The following is a 15,396-nucleotide window of genomic DNA, read 5'->3' on the forward strand; positions in this document are numbered from 1 at the left end:
GCCCCTCCGGGCTTTCCCTTCGTTTCTCCAGCTTATCAGACCTTTTCAGGACCGATTCCCGCCGGCGGGATTTCTCTTTGCGCCTTCCGGCGTGCTCACTACTTTAGCGGATTTCCGTGACGACTCAAATCGAGCCGCTCGGGGAGAATTTCGGCATGCCGAAATCAACCCCGAAGGGTGGCCGTGCAGTAGTGGTTGCCGTCGGGCGGCTTGAGTGGTCGCTGACGGCCCGTCTCCGGTACGCAGCAACCCGGCGACTCTACACCAGGGCCATCTGCCGTACAAGCCGCTCCGTCCTCGTGCAGCGCGTCCCCTTCGGCGTTACGCTGTCTTCATGACTTCGCGTGTGCACACACAGGGCTGGTGGGCCGCCTGACGGCGGCCGACCTGCAGTGCATGCGTTCCAACGGCCGCCGCTTCGGCGGCCGTTCGCGCATCTCCTGACGCCACACGGCCGACGAGGCCGGCGGCCCCGAGACAGAGCGGGACACAGAGATGACGGAGATGCCGACGATGGCCGAAATGACGCGAACGTTCAGCGGGGTCAAGCCCACCGGGCACCTCACCCTGGGCAACTACCTCGGGGCGGTGCGGCAGTGGGTCGAGATGGATCAGCACCGCTCTGACGCTCTGTTCTGCGTCGTCGACCTGCATGCGCTGACCGTCGACCACGACCCGGCACGTGTGCTGCGGCTCAGTCGTCAGGCCGCGACGCTGCTCCTCGCCTCCGGCCTGGACCCCGAGGTCTGCACGGTCTTCGTCCAAAGTCACGTCGGCGAGCACACGCGGCTGGCGTACCTGATGGAGTGCACCGCGTCGGACGGTGAGATGCGGCGCATGATCCAGTACAAGGAGAAGGCCACGCGCGAGCAGGCTCGTGGTGGCAGTGTGCGGCTGTCGCTGCTCACCTATCCCGCGTTGATGGCCGCCGACATCCTCGCCTATCAGACCGACGCCGTGCCGGTCGGGGACGATCAGGCGCAGCATGTCGAGCTGACCCGGGATCTGGCCGTCCGTTTCAACCAGCGGTACGGGCACACCTTCACCGTGCCGCGGGCCGTGCTTCCTCCCGTCGCCTCGCGCGTCATGGATCTGCAGGACCCGACGTCGAAGATGGGCAAGTCGCACGCCGCGACCGCCGGGATCGTCTATCTCCTCGACGAGCCGGAGGTGATCCGGAAGAAGGTGATGCGGGCGGTGACGGACAGCGGCAGCGAGGTGGCGTACGACCCCGAGGGCCGGCCGGGTGTGGCGAATCTGCTGGACATCCTGGCCGCCTGCACCGGCGAGCGTCCGGAGGAGCTGGCGGGGCAGTACAACTCGTACGGCGCGCTGAAGAAGGAGATCGCGGACGCCGTCGTCGAGCTGCTTCGGCCGTTGCGCATCCGGCACGCGGAGCTGTGCGCGGATCCGGGGTATGTGGACGGGGTGCTGAGGAAGGGCGCGGAACGGGCGCGCCGGCTGGCGCGCCCGACGGTTGATGCGGCCTACGCGGCGGTGGGGCTGATGCCCGCGTTGTGAGAGGGCGGGCGGGCCGCCCGTCAGCCGTTGCCGGAGGCCAGCTCGCGGCTGCGGTCGCGGGCGGCCTCCAGCGCGGCGAGGAGGGCCGCCCGTACGCCGTGGTTCTCCAGTTCGCGGATGGCGCTGATGGTGGTACCCGCCGGAGAGGTGACGGCCTCGCGGAGGGTGACGGGGTGCTCGCCGCTGTCGCGCAGCATGACGGCGGCGCCGATGGCGGCCTGGACGATGAGGTCGTGAGCTTGGGAGCGCGGCAGTCCGAGCAGGATGCCGGCGTCCGTCATGGCTTCGACGAGGTAGTAGAAGTAGGCGGGTCCCGAGCCGGAGAGTGCGGTGGCCGCGTCCTGGCGTGATTCGGGGACGCGCAGCGTCTTGCCGACGGGCTTGAAGATCTCCTCGGTTCGGACGAGGTGGGCCTCGGTGGCGTGGGAGCCGGCGGAGATGACGGACATGCCCTCGTCCACGAGGACGGGCGTGTTGGGCATGACGCGGACGACCGGCGTGCCTTCTGCGAGGCGGGCTTCGAAGAACGACGTCGGGATGCCGGCCGCGGCGGAGATGACCAGCCGGTCGGAGGGGACGTGGGGGGCGAGTTCGTCGAGGAGCGTCGCCATGTCCTGCGGTTTGACGGTGAGGATGAGGGTGTCGGCGTTCTTGGCGGCTTCGGCGTTGCTGACCGGCTCGACGCCGTACTGCGTGCGCAGTTCCTCCGCCCGCTCCGCGCGCCGCGTGGTCACCAGCAGATCGCCGGGTGCCCATCCGGCCCGGATCATGCCGGAGAGCAGCGCTTCGCCGATCTTTCCGGTGCCGAGTACGGCGACTTTCTGGCTCATTGCGGCTCACCTCGTGTGGTGCGTGTGTACCCCTTGCATTCCCCGGGGCCCATCCTCGCACCGTGCGGCTGTCAGGGCGTGCTGTGGTCGCGGCGTCCCGGTGGTCAGGGCGTGCGGCGGCGCAGGGTGGCTGCGCCGAGGACGAGGACGAGCAGGGCGCTGCCGGCGATGACGGCGAGATCGCGCCAGAAGTCGCCGGTGATGCCGGTGTGGGTGGAGACCTGCGTCATGGCGTCGACGGCGTACGACATGGGCAGCACGTTGGAGAGGTCCGCGAGCAGGGTCTGCATCTGGCCGCGGGGGATGAACAGGCCGCAGAGCAGCAGCTGCGGCAGGAGTACTGCGGGCATGAACTGGACGGCCTGGAACTCGCTCGCCGCGAAGGCGCTGACGAACAGACCGAGCGCCGTGCCGAGCAGCGCGTTGAGGACGGCGACGAACAGCAGCAGCCAGGGCGATCCCGCGAGCGTGAGGTGGAGCAGGAGGACGGACAGTCCGGTGGCCAGGCCTGCCTGGATGACGGCGAGGAGGCCGAAGGCGAGGGCGTAGCCGAGGATGAGTTCGGCCTTCTGCATCGGCATGGACATGAGTCGTTCGAGCGTGCCGGAGGTGCGCTCGCGCAGGGTGGCGATCGAGGTGACGAGGAACATCACGATCATCGGGAAGATGCCGAGGAGTGCGGGTCCCACGTTGGTGAAGATCTCTGGCGTGGCGTGGAAGGCCCAGTAAAGCAGGGTCAGCAGCACGATGGGGACGATCAGCATCATCGCGATCGTGCGCGGGTCGTGGCGCAGCTGGCGCAGGACGCGGTGGCTGGTGGCGAGGAGTCGGTGCGGGCTCATGAGGCGGTGGCTGCCTTGTCAACGAGGTGGAGGAAGGCTTCTTCGACGGTCTTGGTCTGGGTCTCGGCGCGCAGGGCGTCCGGGGTGTCGTCGGCGAGCAGCCGGCCTTCGCGCAGCAGGAGGAGGCGGTCGCAACGCTCGGCCTCGTCCATGACGTGGCTGGAGACGAGGAGGGTGGTGCCGCGTTCGTCCGCGAGGCGGTGGAAGAGTTTCCACAGGTCGCGGCGGAGTACGGGGTCGAGGCCGACGGTGGGTTCGTCGAGGACGAGGAGCTCGGGGTTACCTAGCAGCGCCACGGCGAGGGAGGCGCGGGAGCTCTGGCCGCCGGAGAGGCGGGAGACGAGGTCGTCGGCGTGGTCAGTGAGGTCGACGTCGGTGAGGGCCTTGGTAATGGCTGCACGGCGGGTGGCGCGGGAGGCGCGGGCATCGATGACGGTGGCGAAGTACTCAAGATTTTGACTTACCGTCAGGTCGCGGTAGACCGAGGGTGATTGGGTGACGTAGCCGACGCGGTCGCGCAGCGCTGGGTCGCCCGCGGGATGGCCGAGGACGTCGAGGGCGCCGCTGACTTTGGCCTGTGCGCCGACGAGGGCGCGTATGAGGGTGGATTTGCCGCTGCCGCTGGGGCCGAGCAGGCCGGTGACCTGGCCGCGGGGCACGGTGAAGTCCAGGCTGTCGAGCACGGTGCGGGAGCCGCGGACGACAGTGAGGGCGGCGGCACGCACCGCCGGCGACGCATGGGAATTCATCACATGATGAATTGTGGGCGGCGGAGGGCACGCGGTCAAGGGGCGCGTCAGGGACGCCGGTGGGCGCCAATGGGCGCCGATGGACGGCGATGGACGGCGACGGACGGCGACGGACGGCGACGGACGGCGACGGACGGCGACGGACGGCGACGGAGGCGTCAGCCGCGCGTGCGGCGCTTGCCCTGCTTGTAGGAGCTCAGGGCGTGCTCGTACTCCGCGCGGCGCAGCTGTTCGCCGGGGGCTTCCGTCAGGCAGCGCAAGGAGTAGGCGAGGAGGGAGCCGATGAAGCCGATCAGCATCAGGCCACGACTGGTCTCGGCCGGCGAGTCGGGACCGGGCCGGCGGACGAACCCTTCCCAGGTGCGGCGGAAGGCCAGCGCCGTGCAGATCGCGAGCGCCACGACGAAGAGCACCTTGACGGCGATGCCCACGTTCGCCGTGTCGAAGCCCTCGTAGGCGAAGCGCAGCACAAAGGCCCCGGCCGCGGCCGCGGCCAGCGCACCGACGCCGACGGCGGCACGCCGTAGGGCGTAGCCGCCGTCGTGGTGCACCCACGTGGTGCCGAAGAAACGGATGGGCTCAGGCTGCGGCTCGGACTCGGGCGCCGGCGTGGACTCGTCACTCACATCCGCAATTGTCCGTCAGCCGCCGGGTACGTCAGCCGCCGAGCTTGCTGATGTCGCGCACCGCTCCCTTGTCCGCGCTGGTCGCCATGGCCGCGTAGGCCTTGAGCGCCGTCGACACCTTGCGGTCGCGGTTCCGCGGGGCGAAGCGCCCGCCGAGCTCCTCGCGCCGCTCGGCCAGCTCCTCGAAGCTCACGAGCAGCTCGATGGTGCGGTTGGGGATGTCGATGCGGACCCGGTCGCCGTCCTTGACCAGGGCGATCGTGCCGCCCGCCGCCGCCTCCGGGGAGACGTGGCCGATGGACAGGCCCGAGGTGCCGCCGGAGAAGCGGCCGTCGGTGATCAGCGCGCAGCTCTTGCCGAGGCCGCGCCCCTTGAGGAATGCGGTCGGGTAGAGCATCTCCTGCATACCGGGGCCGCCCTTGGGGCCCTCGTAGCGGACGACGACGACGTCGCCCTCCTTGACGCGCTTGGTCAGGATCGCGTCGACGGCCTCCTCCTGCGACTCGACGACGACGGCCGGGCCCTCGAAGGTCCAGATCGACTCGTCGACGCCCGCGGTCTTCACCACGCAGCCGTCCTCGGCGAGGTTGCCGTGGAGAATGGCGAGTCCGCCGTCGGCCGAGTAGGCGTGGGCGACGTCGCGCACGCAGCCCGCCTCGGCATCGTCGTCGAGCGACTCCCAGCGCTCCGACTGCGAGAACGCGGTGGCCGAGCGGACGCAGCCGGGCGCGGCGTGGAAGAGCTCGACGGCCTCGGCGGACGGCGAACCGCCACGCACGTCCCACTGCTTCAGCCAGTCGGCCAGGGAAGCGGAGTGAACGGCGTGCACATCCTCGTTGAGCAGCCCCCCGCGGTGCAGCTCGCCGAGGATCGCCGGGATGCCGCCGGCCCGGTGCACGTCCTCCATGTGGTAGTTGCTGGTGGGCGCGACCTTGCACAGGCACGGGACGCCGCGCGAGAGGTGGTCGATGTCGGCCATCGAGAAGTCGAGCTCGGCCTCACGGGCAGCGGCCAGCAGGTGCAGGATCGTGTTGGTCGAGCCGCCCATGGCGATGTCCATCGCCATCGCGTTCTCGAAGGCGGCGCGCGAGGCGACGTTGCGCGGCAGGACGGTCTCGTCGTCCTGTTCGTAGTACCGCTTGGTGATCTCGACCACCGTACGGCCGGCGTTCTCGTACAGCGCCTTGCGCCCGGTGTGGGTGGCGAGCACCGAGCCGTTGCCCGGCAGGGCCAGGCCGAGCGCCTCGGTGAGGCAGTTCATCGAGTTGGCGGTGAACATGCCGGAACACGAACCGCACGTCGGACAGGCCGCCTCCTCGACCCGGGCCAGGTCCTCGTCGCTCACCGACTCCGACACCGCGTCCGACATGGCGCTGATCAGGTCGAGTCCGGTGCGGACCGTGCCGTCGACGAGGACGGCCTTGCCGGCCTCCATCGGCCCGCCGGAGACGAAGACCGTCGGGATGTTGAGGCGCAGGGCGGCCATCAGCATCCCGGGGGTGATCTTGTCGCAGTTGGAGATGCAGATCAGGGCGTCGGCGCAGTGCGCCTCGACCATGTACTCGACGGAGTCGGCGATCAGGTCGCGGGAGGGCAGCGAGTACAGCATTCCGCCGTGGCCCATGGCGATGCCGTCGTCGACGGCGATCGAGTTGAACTCCCGGGGAATGCCCCCGGCCTGCTTGATCGCCTCGGAGACGATCCGGCCGACCGGGGCGAGGTGGGTGTGGCCGGGTACGAACTCGGTGAAGCTGTTGGCGACCGCGATGATCGGCTTGCCGAAGTCCTCGCGCTCGACACCGGCCGCACGCAGCAGCGCGCGGGCTCCTGCCATGTTGCGGCCGTGGGTGACCGTACGTGACCTCAGTTCGGGCACGGTAGCTTCACTCCCTCGAGTTCCCGACGTAGCTACCGAGCGTACGCCTCTCGGCCCGAGATCTGGACGACCTGTCCGGGATCCGGACGTCGTTCAGTGCGTCCCGGCGGCCGGCCCGGCGGTCAGATAGCGCTGCAGCGTCGGGCCCACGTACGCCACAATCTCTTCGACGTCCGCGGACGCGAGCGGCTCGATCCGTACGACGTAGCGCAGCAGCGCCACGCCCACCATCTGTGACGCTGCCAGCTCGGCGCGCAGTCTGGCGTCCGGCACGTCCAGCTCACCGACCACCCGTGACACCAGGGCACGCAGGACGAAGCCGCGCAGCACGGCCGCCGCCGTCTCGTTCGTCACCGCAGAGCGGACGACCGCCAGCAGCGGTGCCCGCGTCATCGGCCGCTCCCAGACGCCGAGGAAATAGCGCGCGAACCGCTCACCGATGTCCTCCAGCCCGCCCGCCAGCAGATCGGCGATGTTGAGCGCGGGCGCGAAGGACACCTCGATCGCGGCCTCGAAGACCTGCTCCTTGGCGCCGAAGTAGTGGTGCACCAGCGCCGGGTCGACCTCCGCGGCCTTGGCGATGGCACGGATCGAGGTCTTGTCGTAGCCGCGCTCGGCGAACACGCTCCGGGCGGCGGCGAGGATGCGCTCCCGGGTCGGGGTCTCACCGGCGCGCGCGCCGGCGGGGCGGCCGCGCCGCCTCGGCTGCGGTTCCATCACCCGACCTGCGCGGCGGACGCCAGGTGCAGCCGGGTGAAGGCGAGCGCCTCGGCGAGATCGGCCTCCCGTTCGGCGGCGGACATCGCACGCCGCGTGTTGACCTCGACCACCACCGTGCCGGTGAAGCCGGAGACCGCGAGACGCTCCAGCAGCTCCGCACAGGGCTGCGCACCGCGCCCCGGCACCAGGTGCTCGTCCTTGCCGGAGCCGGTGCCGTCCGCGAGATGCACGTGCGCGAGCCGGCTGCCCATGCGGTCGACCATGTGCAGGGCGTCGTTGCGAGCGGTCGCGGTGTGGGACAGGTCGATGGTGAAGTCCCGGAAGTCCTCCTTCGTGGGATCCCAGTCCGGGGCATACGCGAGCATCTCGCGGTCGCGGTAGCGCCACGGGTACATGTTCTCCACCGCGAACCGCACATCGGTCTCGTCGGCCATCCGCCACACCCCGCGGACGAAATCTCGCGCGTAATTGCGCTGCCACCTGAACGGCGGGTGGACGACGACGGTGGACGCCCCGAGCGTCTCGGCGGCGGCGCGGGCGCGCTGCAGTTTCGTCCACGGGTCCGTGGACCAGACGCGCTGGGTGATCAGCAGGCAGGGGGCGTGGACGGCGAGGACGGGGACGCCGTGGTAGTCGGAGAGGCGCCGCAGCGCCTCGGTGTCCTGGCTGACGGGATCCGTCCAGACCATGACCTCGACTCCGTCGTACCCCAGGCGTGCGGCGATCTCGAAGGCGGTGGACGTCGACTCGGGGTACACAGACGCTGTCGACAGCGCGACGCGGTGCGAGGCGCTGGCGCGCGTCATTTTCGCCTGCGCCTTCCGGGGCGCGGGATCGTCGGGTCGGTCGGCCACGCGCTACAGCGTACGGCTTGCACTGCGTGCGGCTTGCGCATCGTGACGTGCGTTACGCGGCGCCCGGCGGTCAGCGCACGGGCAGCCCCATCGCGTCCAGCCGCCGCAGGATCACGCCCTCGCGCAGCGCCCAGGGGCAGATCTCCAGCTCCTCGACCCCGAAGAGGTCCATGGCGCCCTCGGCCACGAGCGCACCGGCGAGCAGTTGTCGTGCGCGCCCCTCCGAGACCCCGGGCAGGGCGGAGCGCTGCGCGGCCGTCATCGACGCGAGCCGCGGCACCCACTCCTCCAGGTCCCGCCGGCCCAGCGTGCGCTGCACGTACAGCCCCTCCCGGGACGCCGCCGCGCCGGCGATGCGCGCGAGCTGGCGGAACGTCTTCGACGTGCCGACCACGTGATCGGGCGCCCCGAGCCGGCTGAACTCCGCGACCGTACGGGCGATTTCGGCCCGCACGTGCTTGCGCAGTGCCCGTACGTCCTCCGGCTCCGGCGGGTCGCCAGGCAGCGCCGACGCCGTGAGCCGTCCGGCGCCCAGCGGCAGCGACACCGCCGCATCGGGCTGCTCGTCGATCCCGTAGGCGGCTTCGAGCGAGCCGCCGCCGATGTCGAGCACCAGGAGCCGCCCGGCCGACCAGCCGAACCAGCGGCGGGCCGCGAGGAAGGTCAGCCGCGCCTCGTCCGCGCCGGAGAGGACCTGCAGTTTGATGCCGGTGCCCTCCGCGACCCGCGCGAGCACTTCCTCGGCGTTGACGGCCTCCCGTACCGCGGAGGTCGCGAAGGCGAGCACCTCCTCGACACCCTTGTCCTCGGCGACCCGTTCCGCGTCCGCGACCTGGGCGGCCAGCCGTGCGACGCCCGCGTCACCGATCGCGCCGTCCTCGTCGAGGATCTCGGCAAGCTTCAGCTCCGCCTTGTGCGAGTAGGCCGGCAAGGGCCGTGCTCCCGGGTGCGCGTCCACCACCAGCAGGTGAACGGTGTTGGATCCCACGTCGAGCACTCCGAGTCGCATAGGACCGACGCTAGCGCGATCCGCATCCATGGTTGTGGGCGACGTCGGTAATCTCCCGCGCTGACCTACCCTGGCTGGGTGGCAAAAGCGGCAAAGGCGAAGTCCAAGATGAAGCAGAAGCCGGTCGAGGCCGACGAGGTCGGTCTCGACTTCCCGCGCGCCTGGGTCGAGTTCCCCGACCCGGCCGACGACGAGCAGGTCTTCCGCTGCGACCTGACCTGGCTCACCTCGCGGTGGACGTGCATCTTCGGCCGCGGCTGCCAGGGCATCGCCGCGGGCCGGGCGAGCGACGGCTGCTGCACCCTCGGCGCGCACTTCTCGGACGAGGACGACGAGGCGAGGGTGGCCAAGCACGCCGCCCGGCTCACACCCGAGCTGTGGCAGTTGTACGAGACCGGCCACTCGCCCGAGGGATGGGCCGAGGTCAACGAGGACGGCGAGCGGCAGACCCGGCGCGTCGACGGTGCCTGCGTCTTCCTCAACCGTCCGGGATTCACGGGCGGCGAGGGCTGCGCGCTGCACACGCTGGCGCTGCGCGAGGGGCGCGAGCCGCTGGAGACCAAGCCGGACGTGTGCTGGCAGCTGCCGATCCGGCGCACCTACGACTGGGTCGACCGGCCCGACGACACGCGCGTGCTGGTGGTCTCGATCGGGGAGTACGACCGGCGCGGCTGGGGTCCCGGCGGGCACGACCTGCACTGGTGGTGCACGAGCGCGAGGTCGGCGCACGGCGCGGGCGAGCCGGTCTACCTCTCGTACCGGCCCGAGCTGATCGAGCTGATGGGCGCGCCCGCGTACGAGCGGCTGGCCGAGCTGTGCGAGGCACGGCTGGCCTCGTCGCTGCCGCTGCTCGCCCCGCACCCGGCTGATCCCCAGGTCTGACGGGCCGGCGGGCGGGCCCGGCGGCCTACGACGGCTTGGGCCCCGGGCCGGAGGTCGGCGTCGGCGAGGACGAGGGTGTGGGCGTCGGGCTGGGCGTCGGGGAGGGGCTCGCTCCCTGGCCCTCGATGGTGACGGTGGAGCCCGACGGCTCGAAGGTGATCCGTGCGCGCCAGGGCCCCGCGGGCTGGGCCGCCTGGTCGACGGTGACCGTGATGGCGACGCTGCGGCCCGGCCGGAGGGTGCCCGAGGTGGTGCTCAGGTGCAGCCAGTACGCGTCGGTTGACGCCTTCCAGTGCACCGGCGAGCCGCCCTCGTCCGTGACCGTGATCAGGGTGCCGGAGCCCTGCGGCTGGGCGGCAACGGTGATCCACCCGGGGCTCGGCGAGGAGGGTGAGGAGCTCGCCGTGGGGCGGGGGGAGCCGGACGCGATCGACGACCCGGCCGAGCCGTCCGCCGAGGTGGCCGCCTTCGGGGTGGGTGTGGTGCCGGGGGTGCGCAGGCTGGTGGCGTGGTGGCGGTCGCCGGCCTTGTCGTTGCTGGTCCTGTCGTCGGCGTAGCCGTAGTCGCTGGGGTTGGTGCCGTCGGTGTCGGTCGCCGAGACCGACGTGGTGTCCTGGGCCTCGCCGGTCTGCGGTGCGTTGCGGTAGGCGACCCACAGGGCGAGCGCGGGGGCGGCGACGACGGCCGCGACGACGGTCGTGGTGACCGCGCGGTGGCGGATCAGCGTGCGGCGCGCGGCGCGGTCCTTCATGTCCAGCGGGAAACCGCGCCGGTCGAAGTGGGGTACGCGGCCGGCGCTGCGTCCGGCGGAGCGGATCGCGCGCAGGGAGTGCAGCATCGCGGCGCACACGGCGGAGCGCGGTGCCTCGACGACGGCGAGTACGGCGGGGGTTGCGGTGCCCGGCCACGGCCCGGCAGCGACGGCCTGTTCCGCGGTGAGGCGGCACGCCGGGCATTCGTCGACGTGGCGGACGAGTTCGCGGCGCAGCGCCGTGCCGAGCAGCACCTGGGTGTCGCCGGAGAGGCGGGCGACGGCGGGGCAGCTGCCGAGTTCGACGACGGCGAGGGCGGTGCGGGTACGTTCCACCTCGCAGGCGGCGCGGGAGAGCAGGGAGCGGGCGGCGTCGCGGTCGACGCCGAGCACGGCGGCGATCTCGCGGGCCGACAGCTGGTGGCGTACGGCGAGTTCGAGTGCCTCGCGCTGCTCGGGGGTGGTGCCCGCGGCCTCGGGCCAGGCGAGGGCGGCGAGTTCGCGGCGGCGTTCGTCGGCGACGGACTGCGGCGTCTCGGGTGATCCGGCGGACGGGCGGCCCTCGGCGAGGCGGCGCAGGCAGGCCCAGCGGGCGAGCGCGTAGAACCAGGCGCGGCGCAGCTCGGGGTCGCGCAGTCGGCCGCGGTGGCGTTCGGCGACGGCGAGCATGTCGCCGAGGGCGGCGATGGCCGTGTCGTGCCCGCACAGCACGGACAGGCAGTACGTGAACAGCCCGTCCAGGTACGGCTCGTAGAGCGGCGGTGGCTGCTGCGGCACGGTGCCGACGGCCGGTTCGCAGCCCGGCCCGGTGTCCATGGCGAGGGCCGTGGCGGCACCCGGCCCGGCGGACTGCCCGGCGGCCGGGCCGGTTCCGCGGCGGGTCGCGCGCGGGACCGCCCGGTGCGCGCCGGTGGGTGCCGGGTGTCGGTGCGCCGGGGACGAAGGGGAACGCGACGGGGTGTGCTCAGACCTGCTCATCACTGGGCGACCGTAGGGCGGCGGTGCGCGCCCTCCCACCCCCCGGTGCGACGTTTAACCCTTTCGGGTGTACTTCCCCCTCAAAAGAGGACACCAGTCCCATCCGTCCGTGCGATTCACCCTTCCCCGCCACGGCGCGCCACCCAACCGCCCCCGCGTACGCCACGGCGCGCCCCACGCGTTGTCACACCCTGGCTCTATGGTGAGGCCCATGGCTGCCCGTACGCGTACGACAACCAAGGACCGCCCGGCCTACCGCTGCACCGAGTGCGGCTGGACGACGGCCAAGTGGGTCGGCCGGTGCGGCGAGTGCCAGGCGTGGGGCACGGTCGAGGAGCAGGGCGCGCCCGCCGTGCGCACCACCGCACCCGGCCGGGTCACCGCACCTGCGCGCCCGATCGCGCAGGTCGACGGCCGCGTGGCGACGGCGCGCTCCACGGGAGTCGCCGAGCTCGACCGAGTGCTCGGCGGCGGCCTCGTGCCCGGCGCCGTCGTACTGCTCGCGGGCGAGCCCGGGGTGGGCAAGTCGACGCTGCTGCTCGACGTCGCGGCGAAGGCGTCGAGCGAGCAGGGGCGCACCCTGTACGTGACGGGTGAGGAGTCGGCCGGGCAGGTGCGGCTGCGTGCCGACCGCATCGGCGCGCTCAGCGACCACCTGTATCTGGCCGCGGAGACGGATCTCGCGGCGGTCCTCGGCCATCTCGACGACGTCAAGCCCTCGCTGCTGGTCCTGGACTCGGTGCAGACCGTCGCCTCCCCGGAGATCGACGGCGCGCCCGGCGGCATGGCGCAGGTCCGCGAGGTGGCAGGGGCGCTGATCCGCGCCTCAAAGGAGCGCGGCATGTCGACGATCCTGGTCGGCCATGTCACCAAGGACGGCGCGATCGCCGGGCCGCGGCTGCTGGAGCATCTCGTCGACGTCGTCCTGCACTTCGAGGGCGACCGCCATGCACGGCTCCGGCTGATCCGCGGGGTCAAGAACCGCTACGGGGCCACTGACGAGGTCGGCTGCTTCGAGCTGCACGACGAGGGGATCACCGGGCTCGCCGATCCCAGCGGGCTGTTCCTCACCCGGCGGGACGAGCCGGTGCCCGGCACGTGCCTGACCGTCACCCTGGAGGGCCGCCGCCCGCTCGTCGCCGAGGTGCAGGCGCTCACCGTGGCGTCCCAGATCCCCTCACCGCGCCGCACCACATCGGGGCTCGAGACCTCCCGGGTGTCGATGATGCTCGCCGTCCTGGAACAGCGCGGCCGCATCCACCAGATCGGCAAGTGCGACATCTACAGCGCCACGGTGGGCGGGGTGAAGCTGTCGGAGCCGTCGGCCGACCTGGCGGTGGCGCTGGCGCTGGCGAGCGCGGCGAGCGACACGCCGCTGCCGAAGAACCTGGTGGCGATCGGCGAGGTGGGCCTGGCCGGCGAGGTGCGCCGGGTCACCGGGGTGCAGCGCCGCCTCGCCGAGGCCGCCCGGCTCGGCTTCACCCGGGCGCTCGTGCCGCCCGACCCCGGCAAGGTGCCGGCGGGGATGACGGTGACGGAGGTCACGGACGTCGGTGAGGCATTGCGCGTGCTTCCGCGGAAAGGCTCCGGTGACGGCGGCTCGAACCGGACCCGGCGGGCAGACAAAGAGCCTCGGTAGACTTTGCCCCGGTCTCGCCCGTCCGGGCTTGCCAGGACGACGGTCGTGCCGACGGCCCCCCGTGTGCGTTCCGGTCACGCGGGCCCGGAACACCCGATATGTGACCGGAGGAGTGCAGTGGCAGCCAACGACCGGGTATCCGTACCCGGAAGGTCCGGCACAGACGGTACGAGTACGAGCATGATGCGGGCTGCGCTCAGCGCGGCCGCGCCCGGCACCGCGCTCCGTGACGGCCTGGAGCGCATCGTCCGCGGCAACACCGGCGGGCTGATCGTGCTCGGTATGGACAAAACGGTCGAATCGCTCTGTACCGGCGGTTTCGTGCTCGACGTCGAGTTCACGGCGACGCGCCTGCGCGAGCTGTGCAAGCTCGACGGCGCGCTCATCCTCGACAAGGACATCACCAAGATCCTCCGCGCCGGTGTGCAGCTCGTGCCCGACTCCACCATTCCGACCGAGGAGACCGGAACCCGTCACCGCACCGCGGACCGGGTCAGCAAGCAGGTCGGTTTCCCCGTCATCTCCGTCAGCCAGTCGATGCGGGTGATCGCCCTCTACGTCGAGGGGCAGCGCCGCGTGCTGGAGGACTCGGCGACGATTCTCTCCCGCGCCAACCAGGCGCTCGCCACGCTCGAACGCTACAAGCTGCGACTCGACGAGGTCGCCGGCACGCTCTCCGCGCTGGAGATCGAGGACCTGGTCACCGTCAGGGACGTCACGGCGGTCGCGCAGCGCCTGGAGATGGTGCGCCGCATCGCCACCGAGATCGCCGAGTACGTCGTGGAGTTGGGCACCGACGGCCGTCTCCTCGCGCTCCAGCTCGACGAGTTGATCTCGGGCGTCGACCCCGAGCGCGAACTCGTCGCTCGCGACTACGTGCCGGAGCCCGTCGGGAAGCGCTCGCGTACGGTCGCCGAGGCACTGGCGGAGCTCGACGCGCTGCCGCAGAGCGAGCTGATCGAACTGACCACGGTGGCCCGGGCGTTGGGATACACCGGTTCACCCGAATCGCTGGACGCCGCCGTCAGCCCCCGCGGTTTCCGGCTGCTCGCGAAGGTGCCGCGGCTGCCGAACACCGTCATCGAGCGGCTCGTCGACCACTTCGGCGGCCTGCAGAAGCTGCTCGCCGCGAGCGTCGACGATCTGCAGACGGTCGACGGAGTCGGAGAGGCGCGGGCCCGTTCGGTCCGCGAGGGCCTCTCCCGGCTCGCCGAGTCCTCGATCCTCGAACGCTACGTATGACGCCGGCGTCCGGCGCGCTCAGCTCCCGTACTGGTTGAGCGCGAACGTGCCCTGGTCGGAACCGATTCCGCTCTCCGACACCTTCACCTTGTACGTGCCCGCCCCCGCACCGCTCCCTGATGGCGAGGCGCACTGCGGGCTGCTCTTGCTCATGTCCCACTGCAGCGTGTACGAGGCGGAACCGTGCGCCGGGACCTCGAGCAGGTACGCGTTGCGGTCGGTGGGGCAGTCGCCCGTGGACCACACGTGGTTGCCGGAGGAGTCGACGACGGTGACGACCGCCGCCGTCGCCCCGAAGTTCACCTTGCACGCATTGGAGCCGGAGTTGACCGCGGTCAGGACGAACTTCGGCTGCTGGCCCGGGTCGTAGGACTTCTGCGCGCTGCGCACCGTCAACTGCGCCTGCGGAGAGGAGCAGTCGGGCAGGTTCGAGGAAACCGGGAGCGGCGGGGGGTTGGAGATCCCCGAACCGCCCGCGCCTCCGTCCCCGCTGCCGCCCGGCGTACCGGAGCTGCCGCCAGAACCCCCCGAGCCGCCAGAGCCCCCGGAACTGCCCGAACCGCCCGACGTGCCGCGTCCGCCCGGCACCGAGGTGATCCCCGTCTGGCTCGCCGATGGCCCCGGTGTGATCGACGGAAGCGGCGACCGGCCGTTCTTGGGCGCACCCTCGTTCTGCGTGCCTCCCCCGGAACCGGCGGAGGTCACGGCCCACACGACGAGCGCCACGAGAAGCGCGAACAGGCACAGCACAACCGCCCGCCGCCGCCAGTAGATCGAGGAAGGCAGGGGGCCCACCGGGTTGCGCACATTGCCCACGCGCAAACTCTATGGGAGAGCAGGGGTTTACCCATGCACCACCCGCCGCATACGGCTCAAC

14 protein-coding genes are annotated in these 15,396 nt (G+C 71.5%); 4 read left to right on the forward strand and 10 right to left on the reverse strand.

Going from position 1 to position 15,396, the window contains the following annotated elements:
* Window positions 1-522 precede the first annotated feature (522 nt).
* Window positions 523-1,521, forward strand: coding sequence for a tryptophan--tRNA ligase (trpS, locus tag NGB36_RS10285; protein ID WP_255919880.1), 999 nt, complete (start codon window positions 523-525; stop codon window positions 1,519-1,521).
* Window positions 1,522-1,541: 20 nt separating this feature from the next.
* On the opposite strand, the gene proC is transcribed toward trpS, so the two are convergent.
* The 8 genes from proC to NGB36_RS10325 form a co-directional block, all read right to left on the reverse strand.
* On the reverse strand, window positions 1,542-2,351 hold the full coding sequence (gene proC, locus NGB36_RS10290) for a pyrroline-5-carboxylate reductase (RefSeq protein WP_255919881.1): 810 nt from the start codon (window positions 2,349-2,351) through the stop codon (window positions 1,542-1,544).
* Window positions 2,352-2,455: 104 nt separating this feature from the next.
* A complete protein-coding gene (locus tag NGB36_RS10295) occupies window positions 2,456-3,193 on the reverse strand; it encodes an ABC transporter permease (RefSeq protein ID WP_255919882.1) in 738 nt (245 codons plus the stop codon).
* Window positions 3,190-3,942: an ABC transporter ATP-binding protein gene (locus NGB36_RS10300; RefSeq protein WP_255920087.1), complete on the reverse strand. Its 753-nt coding sequence runs from the start codon at window positions 3,940-3,942 to the stop codon at window positions 3,190-3,192. Before NGB36_RS10300 ends, NGB36_RS10295 begins: the two co-directional genes overlap by 4 nt.
* A 158-nt stretch (window positions 3,943-4,100) precedes the next feature.
* Complete coding sequence (locus NGB36_RS10305; RefSeq protein ID WP_255919883.1) at window positions 4,101-4,568, reverse strand: hypothetical protein; 468 nt, start codon at window positions 4,566-4,568, stop codon at window positions 4,101-4,103.
* A 31-nt stretch (window positions 4,569-4,599) separates the two neighbouring features.
* Window positions 4,600-6,444 carry a dihydroxy-acid dehydratase gene (gene ilvD, locus NGB36_RS10310; protein ID WP_255919884.1) on the reverse strand — a complete coding sequence of 615 codons (1,845 nt, stop codon included), beginning with the start codon at window positions 6,442-6,444 and terminating at the stop codon, window positions 4,600-4,602.
* Between the two features lie 93 nt (window positions 6,445-6,537).
* A complete protein-coding gene (locus NGB36_RS10315) occupies window positions 6,538-7,161 on the reverse strand; it encodes a TetR/AcrR family transcriptional regulator (RefSeq protein WP_255919885.1) in 624 nt (207 codons plus the stop codon).
* Entirely contained in the window at window positions 7,161-7,970 is an 810-nt protein-coding gene (locus NGB36_RS10320) for a sugar phosphate isomerase/epimerase family protein (protein WP_255920088.1), read from the reverse strand. Before NGB36_RS10320 ends, NGB36_RS10315 begins: the two co-directional genes overlap by 1 nt.
* Before the next feature lie 118 nt (window positions 7,971-8,088).
* The gene (locus tag NGB36_RS10325; RefSeq protein WP_255919886.1) at window positions 8,089-9,027 is read right to left on the reverse strand and encodes a Ppx/GppA family phosphatase; all 939 of its coding nucleotides are present in this window, start codon (window positions 9,025-9,027) and stop codon (window positions 8,089-8,091) included.
* A gap of 108 nt (window positions 9,028-9,135) precedes the next feature.
* On the opposite strand from NGB36_RS10325, the gene NGB36_RS10330 reads away from it, so the two are divergent.
* The gene (locus tag NGB36_RS10330; protein WP_255920089.1) at window positions 9,136-9,909 is read left to right on the forward strand and encodes a DUF3109 family protein; all 774 of its coding nucleotides are present in this window, start codon (window positions 9,136-9,138) and stop codon (window positions 9,907-9,909) included.
* Window positions 9,910-9,934: 25 nt separating this feature from the next.
* On the opposite strand, the gene NGB36_RS10335 is transcribed toward NGB36_RS10330, so the two are convergent.
* Window positions 9,935-11,638, reverse strand: coding sequence for a BACON domain-containing protein (locus tag NGB36_RS10335; RefSeq protein ID WP_255919887.1), 1,704 nt, complete (start codon window positions 11,636-11,638; stop codon window positions 9,935-9,937).
* Window positions 11,639-11,849: 211 nt separating this feature from the next.
* On the opposite strand from NGB36_RS10335, the gene radA reads away from it, so the two are divergent.
* Both radA and disA read left to right on the forward strand, forming a co-directional pair.
* The gene (radA, locus tag NGB36_RS10340; protein WP_255919888.1) at window positions 11,850-13,277 is read left to right on the forward strand and encodes a DNA repair protein RadA; all 1,428 of its coding nucleotides are present in this window, start codon (window positions 11,850-11,852) and stop codon (window positions 13,275-13,277) included.
* Between the two features lie 117 nt (window positions 13,278-13,394).
* A complete protein-coding gene (disA, locus tag NGB36_RS10345) occupies window positions 13,395-14,519 on the forward strand; it encodes a DNA integrity scanning diadenylate cyclase DisA (protein WP_255919889.1) in 1,125 nt (374 codons plus the stop codon).
* Window positions 14,520-14,537: 18 nt separating this feature from the next.
* On the opposite strand, the gene NGB36_RS10350 is transcribed toward disA, so the two are convergent.
* A complete protein-coding gene (locus tag NGB36_RS10350) occupies window positions 14,538-15,335 on the reverse strand; it encodes a hypothetical protein (RefSeq protein WP_255919890.1) in 798 nt (265 codons plus the stop codon).
* Window positions 15,336-15,396: the final 61 nt, after the last annotated feature.

Source organism: Streptomyces humicola, from assembly GCF_024436035.1.
In the GTDB taxonomy this organism is placed as follows: Bacteria; Actinomycetota; Actinomycetes; order Streptomycetales; family Streptomycetaceae; genus Streptantibioticus_B; species Streptantibioticus_B humicola.